Genomic DNA, 20,009 nt, shown 5'->3' on the forward strand with positions numbered 1-20,009 from the left:
GCAGTCGACCCTTTGCGCAAATGATCCATACATGTTATGATAATGTATGGATCAAAAATCGATAGCGCCGGAACGTTTTTCGTGGCGGCCGCGACTTGCGGAAGGCGGCCAGCTCAAGTCGCTCAGTCTTGTCGAGGCTCTTGAAGCCGACATCCGTGCGGGGCGCGTGGCCCCGGGTGCGCGATTGCCGCCGCAGCGCGCGATCGCTGAAGCACTTGGAGTCGATTTGACGACGGTGACGCGCGCGTTCAACGAGGCTCGGCGTCGTGGACTGGTCGATGCGAAAGCCGGTCGCGGCACGTTCGTCCGCCGTCTCGTCGAGGGCGGCGGGGCCGAACTTCACGCGGCCCCGGCCGTCGATCTCAGCCTGAACATTCCTCCGCAGCCGGCGGCAGCACGCCTGCAGCATCTCATTCCCGAAACTATTGCCGACCTGCTCTCGACCGAGCAAGGCATGCTGCATCTTCGCTATCAGGAGAGTTCCGGCAGCATTCCGGATCGTGCCGCCGGGTCGATATGGCTGCGTGATCGTATTGCGGATGTAAAGCCATCATCCGTGCTGTTGGCGAGCGGTGCGCAAAGTGCGCTGTTTGCAGTATGCGACTGTCTCGTAAGACCCGGCGAGACGATTGCTGCGGGCTTCGTCACCTATCCCGGCGTCACGGCGATCGCACAGCAGCGCGGCTATGTTCTCGATCCGGTTGTGATGGACGAGGATGGAATAATTCCGGATTCCTTTGAAGATCGTTGCCGGCACGCTGCTCCGAAGGCGCTTTATCTCATTCCTGCGATCGATAATCCAACGACTGCGACGTTGCCGGAAGCGCGCAGGCGAAAGATTGTAGCTATCGCGCGCCGGCATAGCGTCGCGATCATCGAGGACGATCCATATTCTTCGCTGCTCAAGGATGCTCCCGTTTCTTTCGCTAAACTTGCGCCGGAGCTTACGTGGCACATCGCGACCTTATCAAAGTGTGCAACTCCGGCGCTGCGGATCGCATATGTCGCGGCGCCGAGCGACGCTCAGGCCTTACGTCTCGCCGGCGTGCTGCGAGCAATGAACCTTATGGCTCCGCCGCTCAATGCGGCACTCGCATCGCGATGGATCACGACCGGCCGGCTCGACGAGATCCGGAATGCGATTCGCGATGAAGCAGCGGCACGCCAGAAAATTGCGCGATCGCTTCTCGGCCGTTTCGAGTACGCAGCCGATCCGCACGGGCACCATCTATGGCTACGGATGCCGCCTCACTGGCGGGCAACGGATTTGGCAGATCATGCGGAGCGTGCCGGATTTGCGGTCGTGCCGAGCTCGGCATTCGCAATTTCAGACGCGCACCCGGAAGCCGTTCGGATTTCTCTCGGCGTCGCGGCCGACAGAGAGTCGCTTCTCAAGGCTTTAAAGCTTTTATCGGAGCTGCTCGCGCAGCCCGTACTTCCTTCAAAAGCCATCGTATAAAAGGCGTGGTTGCCGCGGCTTGGACAATGGCGGAATAATCGCTATTCGCCGATTGCGACAAACCTTCGGAGACGACCAATGAAAGCTTTCCTGTTGAAGCGCTTCGGCATCGATGGGCTCTCGCTCGAAGATATTCCGCGACCGACGCCGAGGCACGGTCAGGTTCTGGTCAAAATGCGGGCGTGGTCCATCAATTATCGCGATCTTCTGGTCGTTCGCGGACTCTATGCACCGAAGCTCAAGTTTCCGTTTCAGATTCTTTCAGATGGTGTTGGCGAAGTCGTCGAGGTCGGATCCGGAGTTACGCGTGCGAAACCCGGAGACCGTGTCGCCGGAACGTTCATGCAGAGATGGATCGGCGGCGGTCTGGCTGCCGAGAAGTCGGCGAGCGCGCTGGGCGGTGAAATCCCGGGAGTTGCCGCCGAATACGTCATTCTGGACAACAATGGATTCGTGCCGGTGCCGGCCGCGCTCTCGGATGAGGAAGGTGCCACGCTTCCCTGTGCCGCTGTCACAGCCTGGCATGCGCTCGTCAGTTCGGGCGCACTTGCTGCGGGGGAGACGGTTCTCGTTCAAGGAACCGGCGGGGTCTCGCTCTTCGCACTTCAGTTCGCCCGCGCGATGGGTGCGCGCGTTATCGCGACGTCGAGCAGCGATGCGAAGCTTGAGCGTGTGCGTGCGCTCGGCGCTTCGGAAGTCATCAACTACAAGACGACTGCGGATTGGGGACCGAAAGCGCGCGCGCTGACAAACGGCAGAGGCGTCGATCATGTGGTCGAGGTTGGTGGGGCAGGAACGATGCCGCAATCGCTTGAGGCGGTTCGTATCGGGGGCCGCATCAGCCTGATCGGCGTGCTCACCGGCGGCACCTTCAATCCCATTCCCATTTTGATGAAGAACATCGTCGTTCAGGGGATATACGTCGGCAGCCGAACCATGTTCGAAGCGATGAACGCCGCTATCACCGTTAACGGATTGAAGCCCGTCATCGACCGCGTCTTTCCGTTTTCCGATCTTCCACAGGCATTGAAGCATATGGAGAGCGGGGCGCATTTCGGGAAGATCGTTCTCAAAGCCTAGAATATGGATATGCCCATCCCCGATATGCTCCGTCTTTAAAAACAGCGGTTGCAAACACCGTCCGGCTCGATATCTTCGCGGCTATATCGCATGTCACAAAGGATCGGCCGCCAATGCGCGCACGACAAATTCTTCCGCGTTCTTCGTTCAAAATGTTCGCCGTGGGGATGCTGGCGCTTTCGGTGCTGTCCGCTCCGGCAATTGCACAGAAGGCCGAAACGACGACGACGGTCTTTGCCGCCGCAAGCCTCAAGACGGCGCTGGATGCTGTGTCAACAGCCTATCAAAAGAGCACCGGCAGCAAGATTGTCGTTTCCTATGCCGCGTCGTCGGCTTTGGCGAAGCAGATCGAACAGGGAGCGCCCGCCGATATATTCATTTCCGCTGATCTCGACTGGATGGACTATGTCGACAAGGCGAAGCTCATCAAGGATGACACACGTTTCAATATGCTCGGCAATCGGCTCGTGCTGATCGCGCCGGCCTCTAGCACCGCGTCGCTCAAGATCGAGAGTGGGTTCGCTCTTGCGGAAGCACTCGGTGATGGGCGCCTCGCGATGGCCGACGTCAAGTCGGTGCCTGCGGGTAAATACGGATCGGCGGCGCTCAAGAAGCTCGGCATCTGGGATGCGATCGAGCCGAAGGTTGCGCAGGCGGAAAACGTGCGTGCGGCATTGGGGCTCGTCGCCCAGGGTGAGGCGCCATTCGGCATCGTCTATGAGACGGATGCAACGGCTGAGCCGAAGGTTAAGATCGTTGGCGTTTTTCCGGACGACACGCACCCGCCGATCATTTATCCGATTGCCGTCACCGCCGGGAGTAAAGCCGCAGCGCCTGCTGAAGCTTTCATTACTTACCTTAAGTCTCCCGAAGGACAGGCCGCCTTTGCGAAACAAGGATTCACGATCCTCAAATAAAGAAGCTCGGGCTGCATCCTAACTAACGAGACAGAAGTCGTGCTTGGATTTTCTCCGGACGAGTGGACTGCGATTTTTCTGAGCTTGCGCGTGGCGACCGTCGCGACGATCTTCGCGATACCGTTCGCGGTTCTCGCCGCCTATGCGCTGGCGCGGTGGAGGTTTCCCGGCAAGATCGTGCTCGACAGCATCCTGCATCTGCCACTCGTCATGCCCCCGGTCGTAACAGGATATCTGTTGCTTCTGACGCTCGGAAAGCAGGGGGTGGTGGGCAAGCTCCTCAACGATCTTTTCGGGTTCACCTTCTCCTTTCGCTGGACGGGCGCGGCATTGGCCTGCGGGGTCATGGGATTTCCGTTGATGTTGCGTGCGATTCGACTCTCGTTCGATTCGATCGACAGGCGATTGGAGACAGCGGCCGAGACGCTCGGTGCAAATTCGGCCTGGACGTTTCTGCTCGTCACCCTGCCGCTGGCGCTGCCGGGAATCATCGTCGGCGCCATTCTTTGTTTTGCGAAGGCGCTCGGCGAATTTGGAGCAACGATCACTTTCGTTTCGAATATTCCGGGTGAAACTCAAACGATACCTTCGGCCATCTATGCCTATACGCAGGTTCCGGGTGGAGAGGCACAGGCTTTGAGGCTGACACTGGTATCGGTCGCGATTGCGATGGCGGCGCTGCTGGTTTCGGAGATTTTGAACCGCCGCGTGCAAAAACAGATCGCCGTATTTGAATGACGGACGTGCCGCCCCCTCTGAGCGTCAGGGTCCGTCAGCAGCGGAATGATTTTCTGCTCGACGTTGCATTCGAGGGCGGTTCCGGCGTTACTGCGCTGTTCGGGCCGTCGGGATCGGGCAAGACCACCATTTTGAACATCATCGCAGGAACTCTGCGGCCCGACGATGGATGTGTCGCGGTTTCAGGGCATGTGCTGACCGATGTACAGAAGCGCATCTTCGTGCCATGCCACCGGCGGCGCGTGGGGTTCGTCTTTCAGGATGCGCAGCTTTTTCCGCATCTGACGGTCGAGCAGAACATCAAATTTGGCCGTTGGTTCGTATCAACGGATAATGGCAGTCCGCCTCTCGACGTTGTGATACGCGAACTCGGGATCGCCGGATTGTTGAAACGTCGACCCGCCACGCTGTCGGGCGGTGAGAAACAGCGCGTCGCGCTGGCGCGGGCGCTTCTCTCATCGCCACGGATTTTGCTGATGGACGAGCCGCTCTCCGGCGTCGACGATGCCCGCCGCAACGAGATCATGGGCTTGATCGAGCGCGTGCGCGACGAGTTCCGGATTCCGATCGTCTATGTGACCCATACGCGGGACGAGGTTCGGCGGCTTGCAACACGGGTCATACGGTTGGAAGCGGGTCGTGTCGTCGCGGTCGGCAGCGCGGCGGAATTGCCGGATGATTAAGCCCTACGGCGTAAGGCTGGTTCCCTTCCGCAGGAACGACACAGCCTAGCCCGTTTTCCGAGCGGACTTTTGTGGGCGGGCGAGATGCTTTTCCATCGATGCCAGCGGCTTCGCAAATACAGAGAGCGCCTTGGCCTCCATCTCGCGGTACTGACGGACAAGCTCGGCCCCGAATGGTGTCAGCTTGGCAGCTCCGCCGCCACGTCCGCCGTGCTGGCGTTCGATCAGCGGATCGGCGAATATGGAGTTGAATTCATCCATCAAATACCAGGCCCGCTTGTAGGACATATCCATGGCCTTTGCGGCCTGTGCGATCGAGCCGTGCTCGCCAATCAGTTCAAGAAGCTGGACGCGGCCATGGCCGATGTAGCGTTCATCATCGAAGTCTATCCTTAGCTTGATCTCGGTCATCGAAACACCGTATTGCCCTGAACGTCGCCCAAAAATATATCGCTGAAGTCGCGAGCCAGCGAGAAAATCAATAATGATCGATCGGTTCTATTCCTCCGCAAGCTCGAGACGGCCTGCTATCGGCTGGGTGTTAGAATCCGTCCCTGCGCAACCCGGCAACGACTAAGCACACCTCGCGCCGTTGCGAAAGACTGGCAGCATAGTGTGCGAGCGAACTGAACGTCGAGAAGGTGCGCAATCCTCGGAATGTCGTTCTGTTTCTTTGGGATACCGCCGGGACGCGGGGACGGATATCCGAGGAGGATGCTGGGCTACGCCTTGAGGCGGTATCCCGTCTTGAAGATCCACCATGCCACGGCCATGCAGACCGCGAGGAATGCAAAGGTCATCAGGACACTGACGCCGACGTCGACGTCCGAGATTTCGAAGAAGCTCCAGCGAAATCCGCTGATCAGGTAAACGACCGGATTGAGCAGCGTCACCTTTTGCCAGAAGGGCGGCAGCATCTTCACCGAATAGAACGTCCCGCCAAGGAATGTCAGCGGTGTGATGACGAGAAGCGGGATGATCTGAAGTTTCTCGAAGCCATCAGCCCAAATGCCGATGATGAATCCGAGCATGCTGAATGTAATTGCGGTCAGAAATAGGAATGCGATCATCCACAGCGGATGCGCGATATGGAGCGGCACGAAGAGATTGGCGGTCGCCAGAACGAGGAGACCCAGAATAACCGATTTTGTTGAGGCAGCACCGACGTAACCGAGGACGATCTCAAAGGGCGAGACCGGCGCCGACAGGTGCTCGTAGATCGTGCCGGTAAAGCGTGGAAAATAAATGCCGAACGACGCATTCAGCGTGCTCTGTGTCAGCAGCAGCATCATGATGAGTCCCGGCACGATGAACGCACCGTAATCGATGCCTTCAACCTGTGAAATGCGAGAGCCGATGGCGGAGCCGAAGACGACGAAGTAGAGACACGTCGAGAGCACGGGCGAGACGATGCTTTGCATCAGCGTGCGGCCCCAGCGGGACATCTCGAAGCCGTAGATGGCGCGGACGGCTTCAATGTTCATTTCTTTTGCCTCACGAGGTCCACGAAGATGTCTTCGAGCGAGCTTTGCGCCGTGCTCAGGTCTTTGAAGACGATATCGGCGGCGCGCATATCGTTCAGCAGCGCCGTGATGCCCGTACGCTCGGCCTGCGTGTCATAGGTGTAGATCAGTTCGTGGCCATCGTTCGTAAGCTGCAGGTTGTAGGCCGCAAGCGTCGGCGGGACGGCTGTCAGTGCGGACTGCAGCAGAAGATTAAGCTGCTTCTTGCCGAGCTTGCGCATCAGTTCCGTTTTGTCTTCCACGAGCATGATTTCGCCCTTGGCGATGACGCCGACGCGGTCGGCCATCTCCTCGGCTTCTTCAATGTAATGCGTGGTCAGGATGATCGTGACGCCCGACGCGCGTAACGCGCGGACGACATCCCACATTTCGCGGCGAAGCTCGACGTCGACGCCAGCCGTCGGCTCGTCGAGGAACAGGATGCGCGGTTCGTGCGCGAGGGCTTTTGCGATGAGTAGGCGGCGCATCATGCCGCCCGAAAGCGTCATGATGCGACTGTCTTTCTTATCCCAGAGGGAAAGGTCTTTCAGGACCTTCTCGACAAATGCATGATTGCGCGGTTTTCCGAACAGCCCGCGGCTGAAATTGACTGTCGCCCATGGCGTTTCGAACATATCGGTCGAGAGTTCCTGCGGAACAAGACCGATCATCGCGCGCACGGCGCGGTAGTTGCGGGCGATGTCCTTGCCGTCGACGGTCACTCTTCCGGTGCTGGCGTTGACGATGCCGCAGATGATGTTGATCAGCGTCGTCTTACCGGCGCCATTCGGTCCGAGGAGTGCGAAAATTTCGCCGGGCCGAATTTCGAGATTGATGTTCTTCAGAGCGTTGAAGCCTGAAGCATAGGTCTTCGAGAGATTCGCGATGGAGATGATTGCAGTCATGTGAGTGGACTCCGTCGCGTGCGGGAGAGGCGCGCAACCGCATTGCAAGCGCCGCCCGCGCCTGTCAACAGCGATGACTGAAGCTTTGCGTGCTCGTGAGTGGAACAGCTCGTCTCGGTTAGACGTCAGGGTTGCGAAACGCCTTGCGAAAACGGCGAACGTGGTTCGATCGGCAATCGGGCTTACTCAGGAATAATTGTCGACGCTTGGTCCCAGCGGCCAGCGATCTTGCTGGGCAGAGAATTCGCGCCGGGCATCAAATTCGGGACCCTCCATCGGCATGCGCCGCCCGCACACCCATACAACTTCCGTTTCCGGTGTTTCGATTTTGGCGGTGGCTGCTGCCCGGCGGCGGGCTATCCAGCCTTTAAACCCCTTGACGATTGCGCTGGCGCTCGTGAGGGAGCCCTTCATCGTGCACCTCGTCGTCTATATATGTACCGATAGGTACGATATGGGTGAAAACCGCAGCATGTCAATGAATATTTGTATCGTTGAGTACGTAATTGTATGGGTTCGAGTCTGAACAGACGATGACCGGGAGACATGCGGTGCAGACGCATAAAGGCCGGCCGAGAGAATTCGATGTCGACTCCGCGCTCGACAAGGCGCTGCGCATCTTCTGGCAGAGGGGTTACGAAGGTGCTTCGCTGGCCGATCTCACGGACGCTATGGGTATCAACCGTCCGAGCCTGTATGCGGCTTTCGGAAACAAGGAAGAACTTTTCCGCCGGGCGTTGGATCGCTACGCGGAGCGAGGTCCCGGCCGGGCCCTGCGCGAGGCCTTGGCGGAGCCGACCGCGCGCGGGGTCGTCGAGCAGCTTTTGAGAAACGTCGCAATTGCATTGACCGATCCATGCAATCCGCGCGGCTGTCTTGCGGTGCAAGGCGCTTTGACGTGCGGCGAGGCTTCGGACGCGATCAAACAGGAATTGTGCAAACGTCGCTCCGAGGCGGAGCAGACGCTTCGGGAGCGCCTCGAACATGCCAAGGCAGAAGGCGATCTCGCGTCCGACGCAGATCCTGCCCAACTCGCGCGCTTTGTCTCGACCATTACGCAGGGCATGTCCGTGCAGGCGGCCGGCGGCGCGTCGCGCGATGATCTATTACGTGTGGCCGACATGGCCATGAAGGCGTGGCCGGGCTAGTGTCCTGGTCGGCTGAAGGCGGCGGACACTCGATCGGTGCGTCCGCCGGTTTTCGAAGCGGCATACTTTCGTGTTCCGCGCACCACCAATAATGGAATGACATATGGCTAAGAAGTTCGTCATCGGCGTCGCATTGGCAGCAGCCTTTTCATTCGCGACCATTTCAATTGCGGCCGGCGAAGACCCGCGTCCAGAGGGTAAAGCGGCCGCAAACGCAGCCCTATGTCCCGCGGATAACGGCGGTCTGATTCTGCCGCGGGGCTTTTGCGCGACGGTATTTGCGGATGTGGAGGGCGCGCCACGCCACATTGCTGTTGCCGCCGATGGAACGGTTTATCTCAACGCCGCCATCCGGCACAGCAAGGCCGCCGACGGTCCGGTCGTTGGTCTCAAGGATACCGATGGTGACGGGCGTGCCGACATCGTTGTCCGTTTCGGTGGCGATGTGCCGGGCGGCACCGGCATTTTCCTCTATAAGGATTGGCTCTATCTCGAGAGCCGAGGCCGGATCATTCGCTATCCGCGGAAGGATGGCGAAGTCGCTCTGCAAGGGCAGCCGGAGACGATCGTCAAGGATTTGCCGATGGACGGCAATCACACGGCACGACCTTTCGCGATCGATACCGAGGGTAATCTCTTTATCGATCTCGGCTCGGCGACGAATTCGTGCCAGCAGAATGACCGGACGAAAGAATCGCCCGGACTCGATCCTTGCGAAGAACTGAAAACGCGCGCGGGTATCTGGCGCTATGATGCGAACAAGACCGATCAAGTTTTTTCGGAGAACGAGCGTTTCGTAACGGGCATCCGCAACGCGATCGGCATTGACGTCGACTCGTCTGGGCGCGTTTATGCGACCCAGCATGGTCGCGATCAGCTCTACGAGAACTGGCCGAAGCTCTACAATTCCGCGCAAGGTTCTGACTTGCCTGCCGAAGAGCTCGTTCTTCTGCGGGACGGCGGCGACTACGGGTGGCCGTATTGCTATTTCGACGGCGCGCAGGGCAAGCTGGTTCTCGCTCCCGAATACGGCGGCGACGGCGGAAAAGCCATCGGACAATGCGCAGACAAGCTGCCGCCGGTGGCCGCGTTCCCGGCGCACTGGGGACCGAACGATCTCAAAATCTATAAAGGGACGCAGTTTCCGGACGCGTATCGTGGCGGCGCTTTCATCGCATTCCACGGTTCGTGGAACCGGTCATTTGGACCCCAGGCAGGTTACAATGTCGTGTTTCAACCTCTCGCAGACGGAAAAGCCGTCGGCGGCTACATGATTTTTGCCGATGGGTTTCGTTCGGGCAAAGACGGCGTCGAACATCGTCCGACTGGACTTGCCATTGGCCCGGACGGCTCGCTCTATGTCGCGGACGATGCGGCGGGACGGGTCTGGCGGATCACGTACAGAGGCTGACCAGGACGCTTATCGCGGCATCTCGAAGAGCCGTCTTTGAATCATCGATAAGGCTTGCGGGGGGAGTCTTGCGTCGTGGAAAATTTTTACTTCATGTGCCGAACGGGCAGGTCGCGTGCAGCCGACTCTGTCCTCGATGGCTCTACGACGTGCCGTTCTGAGCGTTTGCCAAAGACGCACCCTTCCGTCATCCACCGCCAGCGAGCAGGAACAGCATCCCTTGTCTGAAAAAGGCATTGCATTTTTGACGGGTGCTTCGGGCTTTGTCGGCTCGGCGGTCGCGCGGCTTCTGCTCGATCAAGGATTTGCGGTTCGTGCACTCGTTCGACGGAACAGCAATCGGGCAAATCTCGCCGGTCTCGGCCTTGATGTGGTGGAGGGAGACATTCGCGATTCCGGCCGGATGCTGCAGGCTATGCGCGATGTGCGCCATGTTTTTCATGTCGCCGCCGACTACAGGCTTTGGGCGCCCGATCCGAACGAGATCATTCAGGCGAATGTCGAAGGCACGCGCGCCGTGATGGAAGCCGCTCTCGCAAACGGCGTCGAGCGCGTCGTCTATACGTCGAGCGTTGCAACGCTCAGGCCGTCACGGGATGGCACTCCGGTCGATGAGGGATCGCCTCTGGACGAAGCCGATGCCATTGGCGCGTACAAGAAAAGCAAAGTTCTTGCCGAGCGGTTTGTCGAAGGCATGGTTGCCGACTCCAAGCTTCCTGCAGTGATCGTCAATCCCTCGACGCCGATCGGCCCGCGCGACGTTCGGCCGACGCCGACGGGGCGCATCGTCATCGAGGCCGCCTGCGGGCGCATGCCGGCTTACGTCGATACGGGGCTCAATCTCGTGCACGTCGATGATGTTGCGGCAGGACATCTCGCGGCGCTAACGCGCGGCCGGATCGGCGAGCGCTATATCCTTGGCGGCGATGACATGACGCTCGGGGATATGCTGGCCGAAATTTCGCGGCTCGCGGGACGCCGCGCGCCGACCACGCGATTGCCGCGCCATCTTGTCTATCCGATCGCGTATGGTGCGGAAGCTGCGGCCCGAATAACGGGGCGCGAACCTTTCGCCACCGTCGACGGCATCCGGATGGCGAAGTACAAGATGTATTTTTCGTCTGCAAAAGCGAAGCGCGAGATCGCTTACCGTTCGCGTCCGGCTTCCGAGGCTTTGGCCGATGCGTACGATTGGTTTCGCGACGCGGGATATTTGAAATGAGCGCGGTCGAAATCATCGCGGTGGTCGGCCTAATCGCGTGGCTCTATCTCGTTCTGCTGCATGGCGGGTTTTGGCTGACGCGCGAGCGTGAGGAAACGCACGAATCGCGGGAAAGTCGGGAGGTATTCGATTGGCCTTCCGTCGTCGCCGTGGTCCCTGCCCGGAACGAGGCGGACGTGCTGCAGCGATCGCTGACGTCGCTGGCTGCGCAAAATTATCCAGGCGAATTTTCGATCGTACTTGTCGATGATCAGAGCAGCGACGGTACGGCGGACGTCGCACGTCGCGTGGCAGACCAGGCCGGCTGCAAGATCGCCGTCGTCAGCGGGGCACCGCTGCCCTCGGGCTGGACGGGCAAAGTCTGGGCGATGCATCAGGGCATTGCGGTTGCGAGCGCAGGGCAAAGCGCGCCGCAATATTTTCTCCTGACCGATGCCGATATCGGCTATGAGCCCGGCGTTCTCATGTCTCTCGCGCAGCGTGCATCGGGTGAAAACCGTGTGCTGACGTCGGTCATGGCCAAGCTCAATTGCGAGAGTTTTGCGGAGAAGGCACTCATTCCGGCCTTCGTCCTTTTTTTCAAGATGCTCTATCCATTCGCATGGGCAAACCGCGCAATTGCGAGGACCGCCGCAGCGGCGGGCGGGTGCATGCTGGTCGAACGCTTGGCGCTCGAGCGCGCCGGAGGGATGGGGGCTATTCGCGGCGCTTTGATCGACGACTGCACGCTCGCCAAGATCATGAAGGCGCAGGGGCCTATCTGGCTTGGAATGTCGGAGCGCGTTCTCAGCCTCAGGCCCTACCCTAAGGTTGAAGACATTCGCCGCATGGTTGCGCGCTCAGCGTATGCGCAGCTTCGTTACTCGCCATTTCTGCTGATCGGAACGATTGTCGGCATGAGCGTCCTTTACTTGGCGCCGCCACTCATAATCCTCGCGAGGAGCTATCCTGTCTGGGTTTTTTCCACCGCTGCTTATCTGCTGATGGTGCTATCGTTTCAGCCAACGTTGCGGTTTTACCACCGTTCCCCACTATGGGGCTTCGCGCTGCCTCTTATTGCAGCCGCCTATTTAGTCTTTACGCTAGATTCAGCCTACCAGCACAGCGCTGGGCGAGGAGGTCTCTGGAAGGGACGCGTTCAGGCCCAAGCAGGAAAGCAATGACGGTCGACACCGCGTACAAGTCCGGCAAGTCAGAGCACGACGAGAACTTTCCCGTTGCGTCGCGGATCATTGCGTCGCGTTACCGGGCGCCGATCCTCGCCTTTTATCGCTTTGCGCGCGCAGCGGACGATGCGGCCGATCACGAGAGCCTCGATCCATCAGCGAAGCTCGCAATTCTCGCGGCGCTTGAAGATACGCTTCTGGGCAGATCCGATACTGCTGCCGATGCGCTGCCGCTTCGCGCGGAACTGCAGCGGCGCGGCCTCAGTTCGCAACATGCACTCGATCTTCTGAGAGCGTTCCGCCAGGACGTAACAAAAAACCGATATGCCAATTGGGCGGAGTTGATCGATTATTGCCGCTACTCGGCGATGCCGGTCGGCCGCTTCGTTCTCGATGTGCATGGGGAATCTCAATCGACGTGGGCGCCGTCCGACGCACTCTGCACGGCGCTGCAGATCATCAATCACGTCCAGGATTGCGGAAAGGACTATCGCAATCTCGATCGCGTCTATATTCCGCTGGACGACATGGCGCGGCATGGAGCCGATGTCGCCGATCTCGCTCGATCCCGTTCATCGCCGCAGTTGCTGGCTTGCCTTCGCGATGTCGTCGCCCGAACCGGCGATCTTTTGCCGGAAGCTTCGCAGCTGCCGCCGCGTGTCTCGGACTTGCGCCTCGGCGTCGAAACGTCGGTCATCGTCGGACTTGCCCGCGAACTCGTCAATCTTTTAGGTGCGCGCGATCCGTTGGCCGACCCGGTGCATCTTTCAAAAGCGCGCGCCACTTTGATCACGGGGCGTGCCGCAGCTTTGACGATCGCTGCGCGAGCGACGGGTAAACGCGCGACCTACCAAGCCGTCAGGGATGATGTCGCATGACGTCCGAAGCACAAACATTGGCCCATGACGAGGTGCCGGCGGCATCGCGCAGCTCGTTCTACGCGGCCATGCGCATGCTGCCGCAAGAGCAGCGCGATGCGATGTATCACGTCTATGCCTTCTGCCGGGCTGTCGATGACGTCGCCGATAACGGCGGCCCGAGAGAAGCCCGCATGGCGGAACTCGCGCGCTACCGCACCGATATCGAGCAGTTTTACGCCAACGGACAGACGACGCTGCGGACGAATTACCTTGCGCGGCCGATTACGAAATTCGGGCTCAAGAAGGATGATTTCATTGCCGTTGTGGACGGCATGGAGATGGACATCGTGCGCGATATCCATGCTCCCGACTGGGCGACACTCGATCTTTACTGCGACCGCGCCGCGTCTGCGGTCGGTCGGCTTTCTGTTCCGATCTTCGGTATCGAGGGCGAACTCGGCATCGATCTCGCGCATTATCTCGGCCGGGCTCTGCAACTGACGAATATCCTGCGTGACATCGACGAAGATGCGTCGCTCGGCCGGCTCTATCTGCCGAAAGAAGCACTGAACGAAGGCGGCATTACCGAGACAGAGATCGACGCTATTCTTGTGCATCCCGCGCTGGACCGAGTTTGCCGGGGCATCGCCCAAAAGACGCGTAATTATTACCGGCGGTCGGAAGCCCTTATGGCGCGTTGCCCGCGCCGCTCGGCGCGTTCGCCCCGGATGATGGCGACGGTCTATCGCGGCATCCTCGAGAAGCTGATTGCGCGGGGGTGGCATGCGCCGCGCGCCGATGTCCGTCGCTCGAAGCGGTATGTGCTTTGGGCCGTGCTCCGCGACGGCATCTTCTAATGTCATCGGGTACGACGCACATCGTCGGGGCCGGTCTCGCCGGCCTTTCGGCGGCGGTTGAGCTTTCGCGCAGGGGTAAGCGGGTGGTCGTGCATGAGCTGGCGCGGCATGCGGGCGGCCGTTGCCGGTCGTATTACGAACCGGCATTGGGCCTCACCATCGACAACGGCAATCATCTCATTCTGTCGGGCAATGAGAGTGCGCTTGCCTTCCTCGATGTGATCGGGGGGCGCGATGTCCTCGCGATGGCGGATCACGCCGAGTTCACCTTTCATGACGTCAAATCGGGCGAGCGGTGGGTGCTGCGGCCCAACGATGGACCGGTGCCGTGGTGGGTTTTCTCAAAGCAGCGGCGTGTTCCGGGAACGCGCGCGGCGGATTACGCGCGCCTCGGAAATCTGTTGCTCGCAAACGGGTCCGATACCGTCACGCAAAAGATCGACAGCCGCAGCGACGTCTATCGCAAGTTGCTCTATCCGGTCTTGCTAGCGGCATTGAATTGCGATCCGGCGGAGGGCTCGGCGCGCTTGGCGGGCGCGGTCGTTCGCGGCACGCTGGCGAAGGGCGGGCGCGCGTGCCGGCCACTCTTCGCTGCCAAGGGGCTTGGACCGGCTCTGGTCGATCCGGCCGTTGCATTCATTCGCGAGAACGGCGGCGAGGTTCGCTTTGACGATGCAGTGCGGGCGTTCGAATTCAGTGAGGATCGTGTCCGGTCTCTGCAATTTGCAGAAGGCGCACTGAACCTTAATCCGGAAGATCATGTCATTCTTGCCGTTCCGGGGTGGGTCGCGCGGACGCTCGTTCCAGGTCTCCCGGTGCCGACGGACTATCGCGCGATCTTCAATCTGCATTTCAAGGTCGCGCCTCCTGCCGACTTGCCAAAGATCATCGGGGTCATCAACGGGACGACGGAGTGGCTTTTTGCATTCGACGGTCGGCTGTCGGTGACGGTCAGTGCTGCCGATCGCTTCAATGAAACGGAGCGGGAGCCGCTGGCGCGGCAGATCTGGTCCGAAGTCGCGAAGATCGCGGGGCTGAACGGCGAGTTTCCGCCGTGGCAAATCGTTAAGGAGCGGCGCGCGACTTTTGCCGCAACGCCGGAGCAGGATGCGCTCAGGCCCTCGACCGAAACGAGGTGGCGCAACTTCCATCTTGCGGGCGATTGGACTGCGACGGGCCTGCCGGCGACGATCGAAGGCGCGATTCGCTCGGGCGAGAAAGCAGCCAAACTGGCGATGGCCAGGGGTTTCTGATACGACGCAAGGCTTCTGGGAGAGCCTCCATGACCACCAACGCGGCCGCAACATTTGCTCGTTCCGTAGACAGCGCATCGCGAGATGTTTCGGGACATGATCTTGAAGCGGCGATCTCGTCGGCGCGCAACTCGCTGCTCGCGCTTCAACGTCCCGACGGGCATTTCGTGTTCGAGTTGGAGGCGGACGCGACGATCCCGGCCGAATACGTGCTGATGCGGCACTATCTCGGCGAGCCTGTCGATACGGTGCTCGAGGAAAAGATTGCGCGCTATCTTCGGCGCATCCAGTCGGACGACGGCGGCTGGCCGTTGTTTCACGACGGCGTGTCGAACATCAGCGCTGCGGTTAAGGCCTACTATGCGCTGAAGATGATCGGCGACTCGCCCGACGCGCCTCATATGAAGAAGGCGCGTGCGTGGATTTTGGCGCAGGGGGGCGCATCGCACAGTAACGTCTTCACGCGCAATCTCCTGGCGCTTTTCGGGTCCATTCCGTGGTCGGGCGTGCCGGTGATGCCGGTCGAGATCATGCTGCTGCCGCGATGGTTCCCGTTTCACATCGACAAGATTTCCTATTGGGCGCGGACGGTTCTCATTCCGTTAACGGTGCTCAACGCGCTGAAGCCGCGGGCACGGAATCCGAAAGGGATCGGCATTGCGGAATTGTTCGCCACGCCGCCGGAGCAGGTTCGGAATTGGCCTAAGGGCCCGCATCAGAAATTTCCGTGGTCGCAGGTCTTCGGCGGTATCGACCGGGTGCTGCGGTTGGTCGAGCCTGCTTTTCCAAAGTCGCTGCGCAAAAAATCCATCGATAAGGCCGTTGCTTTCGTAACCGAGCGTCTCAACGGTGAAGACGGCCTTGGCGCGATCTTTCCGGCAATGGTCAATTCGCTGCTGGTCTACGATGCGCTCGGGTATCCGCAGGATCATCCGGACTATGTGACGGCGCGCGGCTCGATCGAGAAGCTGCTCGTCGTCAAGGACGACGAGGCCTATTGCCAGCCGTGCCTGTCGCCGGTCTGGGATACGGCGCTCGCAGCACATGCGTTGATGGAATCGGGTGGTGCGCAGACGGAACAAAGCGTCGACCGGGCGCTTGCGTGGCTGAAACCGCTGCAGGTTCTCGACACAGTCGGTGACTGGGCGGCAACGCGACCCGGCGTGCGTCCCGGAGGCTGGGCATTTCAATATGCGAACCCCTATTACCCGGATGTCGACGATACGGCCGTTGTCGTGATGGCGATGGATCGCGCTGCAGGAAGAGACGCGTCGAAACGCGAGCAATATCGAGAGTCGATGGCGCGTGCGCGTGAGTGGATCGCCGGCGTGCAGAGCAAGAACGGCGGCTGGGGCGCGTTCGATGCCGACAACACTTACGAATACCTCAATCAGATTCCGTTTTCGGATCATGGCGCGCTTCTCGATCCGCCCACAGCCGACGTTTCGGCGCGCTGTGTCTCAATGCTGGCGCAGCTTGGCGAGCGGCGAGACACAAGTGCGGTCCTCGACAAAGCACTCGCGTATCTCGAAAACACCCAAGAGAAAGACGGAAGCTGGTATGGCCGTTGGGGTATGAACTACATCTACGGTACGTGGTCGGTGCTCTGCGCATTGAATGCTGCGGGCGTCGATCCGTCGGCGCCGCCAATGCGCAAGGCCGTCGACTGGCTCGTCTCGATACAGAACTCGGATGGCGGCTGGGGCGAGGACGGCGAGAGCTACAGCCTCGACTACAAGGGCTATGAGCGCGCACCGAGCACAGCATCGCAGACAGCGTGGGCGCTGATGGGATTGATGGCTGCTGGCGAGGTCGATCATCCGGCTGTCAAGAAAGGCGTTACCTATTTGACGTCCAAGCAGGGCAGCGATGGCTTCTGGGGCGAAGAGCGCTTCACGGCAACGGGGTTTCCGCGCGTCTTCTATCTTCGCTACCACGGCTATTCGAAGTTCTTCCCGCTGTGGGCGCTGGCGCGTTACCGGAACCTCAAATCGGCCAATACCAAATCCGTTCTTGTCGGGATGTGATGCCGTGCACGCTCAAGGCTTCGTCGTCGCTGCGACCGGCCTTCGAACAGAGGCGCGTGTTGCGGAGCATTCGCCCGGTGTGAAGGCGGTCATCGGCGGGGGTGACGAAGCACGGCTTGCGGCATTGCTCGAGCGGGCGCTCGTTGGCGGCGCGCTCGGGCTTATCAGTTTCGGGATCGCGGGGGCGTTGCAACCGGGTCTGAAGCCGGGAACGTACGTCGTCGGGATGGCTGTTCTGAGCGAAGGGCAGAAATTCGACGCCGACGGAGCGTGGACCGATCGGCTGTCTGCCGCGCTTCCCGGCGCGCGCCGCGAAACGGTTTTCGGTTCGTCGCGAGTTGTTGGCGAAGTCGATGCGAAAGCGGCGCTCTATCGGGCGACAGGGGCTGCGGCCGTCGATATGGAAAGTCACATCGTGGCGCGCATCGCGACTGCGCACGAATTGCCTTTCGCAATTCTGCGCGTGATCGCCGACAGCGCAGAGCAGCGCTTGCCTCCAGCCGCGGTCAACGGCATGAAGTCCGACGGAACGCCCGATATCGTGGCGGTACTCAAGTCCCTTGGCTCGCAGCCCGGTCAACTACCAGACTTGATGCGGACCGCTTTCGCGGCCCGGCACGCAATGGCTGAGCTATTCCGCTGCCACCGTCTTGTTGGGCCGGCCCTTGGCTTCAGCTTGATCGATTTCGGCTAGTTTCTTCTCGACATGACGCGAGAAGACGAACTCGGCCGGCCGCTGATTGTGCAACGGGATATCGGGAGCCATCGGGCCATCGGTCTTTACGCCTTTGAGCGCGACGGCGGCGATTTTCCACGGACGCCTGACGGCGTCGACGACGGCGGTTGCTTCGAAGCCCGAATGGACCATGCAGTCGGCACACTTTTCGTAGTTACCGGTGCCGTACTTGTCCCAGTCGGTGTCTTCCATCAGTTCCTTGAAGGTCTTGGCATAGCCTTCGCCAAGGAGATAGCAGGGCCGCTGCCAGCCGAAGACAGTGCGCGTCGGGTTGCCCCAAGGCGTGCACTGGTAGGTCTGGTTGCCTGCGAGGAAGTCGAGGAACAGCGCCGACTGGAAGAACGGCCAGGCGCGACCGCCGCGTCCGCGCTTCAGAATATCGCGGAAAAGCTGCTTCGTTTTCGTACGGTTCAGGAAGTGCTGCTGATCGGGCGCGCGCTCGTAGGCGTAGCCTGGCGAAATCGTGATGCCGCCGATGTCCATCGCCTTGACGTCGTCGAGGAACCTCGCGACGCGCTCCGGCTCGGCATCGCTGAAGAGTGTGCAGTTGATGTTGACGCGGAAGCCTTTGTCCTTGGCGATCCGGATGGCTTCGACGGCGCGATCGTAGACGCCCTGCTGGCACACGGACTTGTCGTGCATCTCACGGTCGCCATCGAGATGGATCGACCAGTTGAAACGCTTGTGCGGCTTATAGAGATCGATCTTCTTTTCCAGCAACAGCGCGTTGGTGCAGACCGTCACGAACTTGCCCTTGGCCAGCGCGCCATTGACGATCTCAGGCAGCTCTTTATGGAGCAGGGGCTCGCCACCTGCCATGACGACGACGGGCGCGCCGCATTCATCCATCGAATGGAGGGCGTCGGCGACCGAGATGCGTTGGTTCAGGATCTTGTCAGGATAGTCGATCTTGCCGCAACCCGCGCATGCGAGGTTGCAGCGAAACAGCGGCTCCAGCATCAGCACAAGAGGATACCGCTTACGGCCCGTCAGGTGCTGCTTCAGCACGTAGGCACCGATCGACAGTGCCTGGTCTAATGGAATTCCCACCCCTCAAGGCTCCTTCTAGCGGTGCTCATAACCCCGGTGCCTCACGACGCTTTGAGCAATTCAGGCGGCAAGCGAAAGGTAATTTTTTCCTCGACGCCTTGTAGCGCCTTGATCTCGACCGACCCCAGCTTAGCTAACGCCCCGATTACGTCATCGACAAGGACTTCCGGCGCAGACGCTCCCGCAGTTATGCCGATGGTTTCCTTTCCGGCAAGCCATCGCGGATCGATCTGACCGCCATCTGCGACGAGATAACTCGGGACGCCGCATTCTTCCCCGATTTCCCGAAGCCGGTTGGAGTTGGAGCTGTTTGCGGACCCGACCACGAGCAGGACCTCGACGTGACCGCAGAGGTTGCGCACGGCCGTCTGGCGATTCTGGGTGGCATAGCAGATGTCGCGCGTCTCGGGGCCGATGACATCGCTGAAGCGCGCTTTGACGGCCTCGATCGTCTGGCGCGTGTCGTCAACGCTTAGCGTCGTCTGCGTGATGTAGGCGATGGGCGTGTCGTCGGGAATGTTGAGGTTAAGAACGTCCTCGCGGTTCTCGACGAGGTAGACCGGGCCGGTGATTCGGCCCAGCGTGCCCTCAACCTCGGCGTGCCCCGCGTGGCCGATCAGGATGACGGTGCGGCCGAGGGACGAATAGCGCTGTCCCTGATTGTGGACCTTGGTGACCAGAGGGCAAGTTGCATCAATAACGTTCAAATTGCGCTTCGCAGCGCCATCCTCGACATCGCGCGAAACGCCGTGGGCGCTGAAGATCGCAACCGCGTCGGAGGGGATCTCGTCCAGATCCTCAACGAACTTCGCGCCTTTCGCCTTCAGGCTGTCGACGACGTGACGGTTGTGGACGATCTCGTGGCGCACGTAGACCGGTCCTTCGCCCGTGGCGAGCGCCCGTTCGACGATCTCGATGGCCCGGACAACGCCGGCGCAAAAGCCGCGCGGCTGCGCCAGGATAATTTTCATGCAGAATTCCCCGTTCTGCCGATA

The 20,009-nt window shown here is 60.3% G+C and carries 20 protein-coding genes; 14 read left to right on the forward strand and 6 right to left on the reverse strand.

Translation table 11 applies throughout. The annotated features are described in order from the left end of the window. The first annotated feature begins 46 nt into the window (after positions 1–46). From HYPDE_RS02125 to HYPDE_RS02145, 5 genes are all read left to right on the forward strand, one after another. Complete coding sequence (locus tag HYPDE_RS02125; protein ID WP_015596682.1) at positions 47–1,459, forward strand: PLP-dependent aminotransferase family protein; 1,413 nt, start codon at positions 47–49, stop codon at positions 1,457–1,459. 78 nt (positions 1,460–1,537) lie between these two features. Next, positions 1,538–2,539, forward strand: coding sequence for a zinc-dependent alcohol dehydrogenase family protein (locus HYPDE_RS02130; protein WP_015596683.1), 1,002 nt, complete (start codon positions 1,538–1,540; stop codon positions 2,537–2,539). A gap of 113 nt (positions 2,540–2,652) precedes the next feature. Next, positions 2,653–3,456 (forward strand): molybdate ABC transporter substrate-binding protein, encoded by an 804-nt coding sequence (gene modA, locus HYPDE_RS02135; RefSeq protein ID WP_015596684.1) that lies wholly within the window; start codon positions 2,653–2,655, stop codon positions 3,454–3,456. 39 nt (positions 3,457–3,495) lie between these two features. Further along, entirely contained in the window at positions 3,496–4,194 is a 699-nt protein-coding gene (gene modB / locus HYPDE_RS02140) for a molybdate ABC transporter permease subunit (RefSeq protein WP_015596685.1), read from the forward strand. Next, a complete protein-coding gene (locus HYPDE_RS02145; protein WP_015596686.1) occupies positions 4,191–4,877 on the forward strand; it encodes a molybdenum ABC transporter ATP-binding protein in 687 nt (228 codons plus the stop codon). Before modB ends, HYPDE_RS02145 begins: the two co-directional genes overlap by 4 nt. Before the next feature lie 45 nt (positions 4,878–4,922). Here HYPDE_RS02145 and HYPDE_RS02150 read toward each other — a convergent pair whose 3' ends face one another. The 4 genes from HYPDE_RS02150 to HYPDE_RS02165 form a co-directional block, all read right to left on the reverse strand. Then, entirely contained in the window at positions 4,923–5,288 is a 366-nt protein-coding gene (locus HYPDE_RS02150; RefSeq protein WP_015596687.1) for a winged helix-turn-helix domain-containing protein, read from the reverse strand. Between the two features lie 311 nt (positions 5,289–5,599). Then, positions 5,600–6,361 carry an ABC transporter permease gene (locus HYPDE_RS02155; RefSeq protein WP_015596688.1) on the reverse strand — a complete coding sequence of 254 codons (762 nt, stop codon included), beginning with the start codon at positions 6,359–6,361 and terminating at the stop codon, positions 5,600–5,602. Next, on the reverse strand, positions 6,358–7,284 hold the full coding sequence (locus HYPDE_RS02160) for an ABC transporter ATP-binding protein (RefSeq protein ID WP_015596689.1): 927 nt from the start codon (positions 7,282–7,284) through the stop codon (positions 6,358–6,360). Before HYPDE_RS02160 ends, HYPDE_RS02155 begins: the two co-directional genes overlap by 4 nt. 186 nt (positions 7,285–7,470) lie before the next feature. Further along, a complete protein-coding gene (locus HYPDE_RS02165) occupies positions 7,471–7,698 on the reverse strand; it encodes a hypothetical protein (protein ID WP_015596691.1) in 228 nt (75 codons plus the stop codon). Between the two features lie 137 nt (positions 7,699–7,835). On the opposite strand from HYPDE_RS02165, the gene HYPDE_RS02170 reads away from it, so the two are divergent. The 9 genes from HYPDE_RS02170 (at position 7,836) to HYPDE_RS02210 (ending at position 17,922) form a co-directional block, all read left to right on the forward strand. Further along, a complete protein-coding gene (locus HYPDE_RS02170; protein ID WP_015596692.1) occupies positions 7,836–8,432 on the forward strand; it encodes a TetR/AcrR family transcriptional regulator in 597 nt (198 codons plus the stop codon). 103 nt (positions 8,433–8,535) lie between these two features. After that, entirely contained in the window at positions 8,536–9,843 is a 1,308-nt protein-coding gene (locus HYPDE_RS02175) for a PQQ-dependent sugar dehydrogenase (protein ID WP_015596693.1), read from the forward strand. 136 nt (positions 9,844–9,979) lie between these two features. Continuing rightward, positions 9,980–11,065 carry a hopanoid-associated sugar epimerase gene (hpnA, locus tag HYPDE_RS02180; RefSeq protein ID WP_015596694.1) on the forward strand — a complete coding sequence of 362 codons (1,086 nt, stop codon included), beginning with the start codon at positions 9,980–9,982 and terminating at the stop codon, positions 11,063–11,065. Next, on the forward strand, positions 11,062–12,228 hold the full coding sequence (locus HYPDE_RS02185; RefSeq protein ID WP_015596695.1) for a glycosyltransferase: 1,167 nt from the start codon (positions 11,062–11,064) through the stop codon (positions 12,226–12,228). Before hpnA ends, HYPDE_RS02185 begins: the two co-directional genes overlap by 4 nt. After that, entirely contained in the window at positions 12,225–13,109 is an 885-nt protein-coding gene (gene hpnC / locus HYPDE_RS02190; RefSeq protein WP_015596696.1) for a squalene synthase HpnC, read from the forward strand. Before HYPDE_RS02185 ends, hpnC begins: the two co-directional genes overlap by 4 nt. Next, complete coding sequence (gene hpnD, locus HYPDE_RS02195; RefSeq protein ID WP_015596697.1) at positions 13,106–13,948, forward strand: presqualene diphosphate synthase HpnD; 843 nt, start codon at positions 13,106–13,108, stop codon at positions 13,946–13,948. The genes hpnC and hpnD overlap by 4 nt, the downstream gene beginning before the upstream one ends. Beyond that, positions 13,948–15,201, forward strand: coding sequence for a hydroxysqualene dehydroxylase HpnE (gene hpnE / locus HYPDE_RS02200; protein ID WP_015596698.1), 1,254 nt, complete (start codon positions 13,948–13,950; stop codon positions 15,199–15,201). The genes hpnD and hpnE overlap by 1 nt, the downstream gene beginning before the upstream one ends. Positions 15,202–15,230: 29 nt before the next feature. After that, the gene (gene shc, locus HYPDE_RS02205; RefSeq protein ID WP_015596699.1) at positions 15,231–17,228 is read left to right on the forward strand and encodes a squalene--hopene cyclase; all 1,998 of its coding nucleotides are present in this window, start codon (positions 15,231–15,233) and stop codon (positions 17,226–17,228) included. 4 nt (positions 17,229–17,232) lie between these two features. Beyond that, positions 17,233–17,922 (forward strand): phosphorylase, encoded by a 690-nt coding sequence (locus HYPDE_RS02210; protein WP_015596700.1) that lies wholly within the window; start codon positions 17,233–17,235, stop codon positions 17,920–17,922. Here the strand turns inward: HYPDE_RS02210 and hpnH are convergent. After that, positions 17,860–19,014 (reverse strand): adenosyl-hopene transferase HpnH, encoded by a 1,155-nt coding sequence (gene hpnH, locus HYPDE_RS02215; RefSeq protein ID WP_015596701.1) that lies wholly within the window; start codon positions 19,012–19,014, stop codon positions 17,860–17,862. The two genes, HYPDE_RS02210 and hpnH, sit on opposite strands and share 63 nt — an antisense overlap. A 41-nt stretch (positions 19,015–19,055) precedes the next feature. After that, a complete protein-coding gene (gene ispH, locus HYPDE_RS02220; RefSeq protein WP_041319813.1) occupies positions 19,056–19,985 on the reverse strand; it encodes a 4-hydroxy-3-methylbut-2-enyl diphosphate reductase in 930 nt (309 codons plus the stop codon). Positions 19,986–20,009 lie beyond the last annotated feature (24 nt).

This window comes from Hyphomicrobium denitrificans 1NES1, from assembly GCF_000230975.2.
Classification (GTDB): domain Bacteria; phylum Pseudomonadota; class Alphaproteobacteria; order Rhizobiales; family Hyphomicrobiaceae; genus Hyphomicrobium_B; species Hyphomicrobium_B denitrificans_A.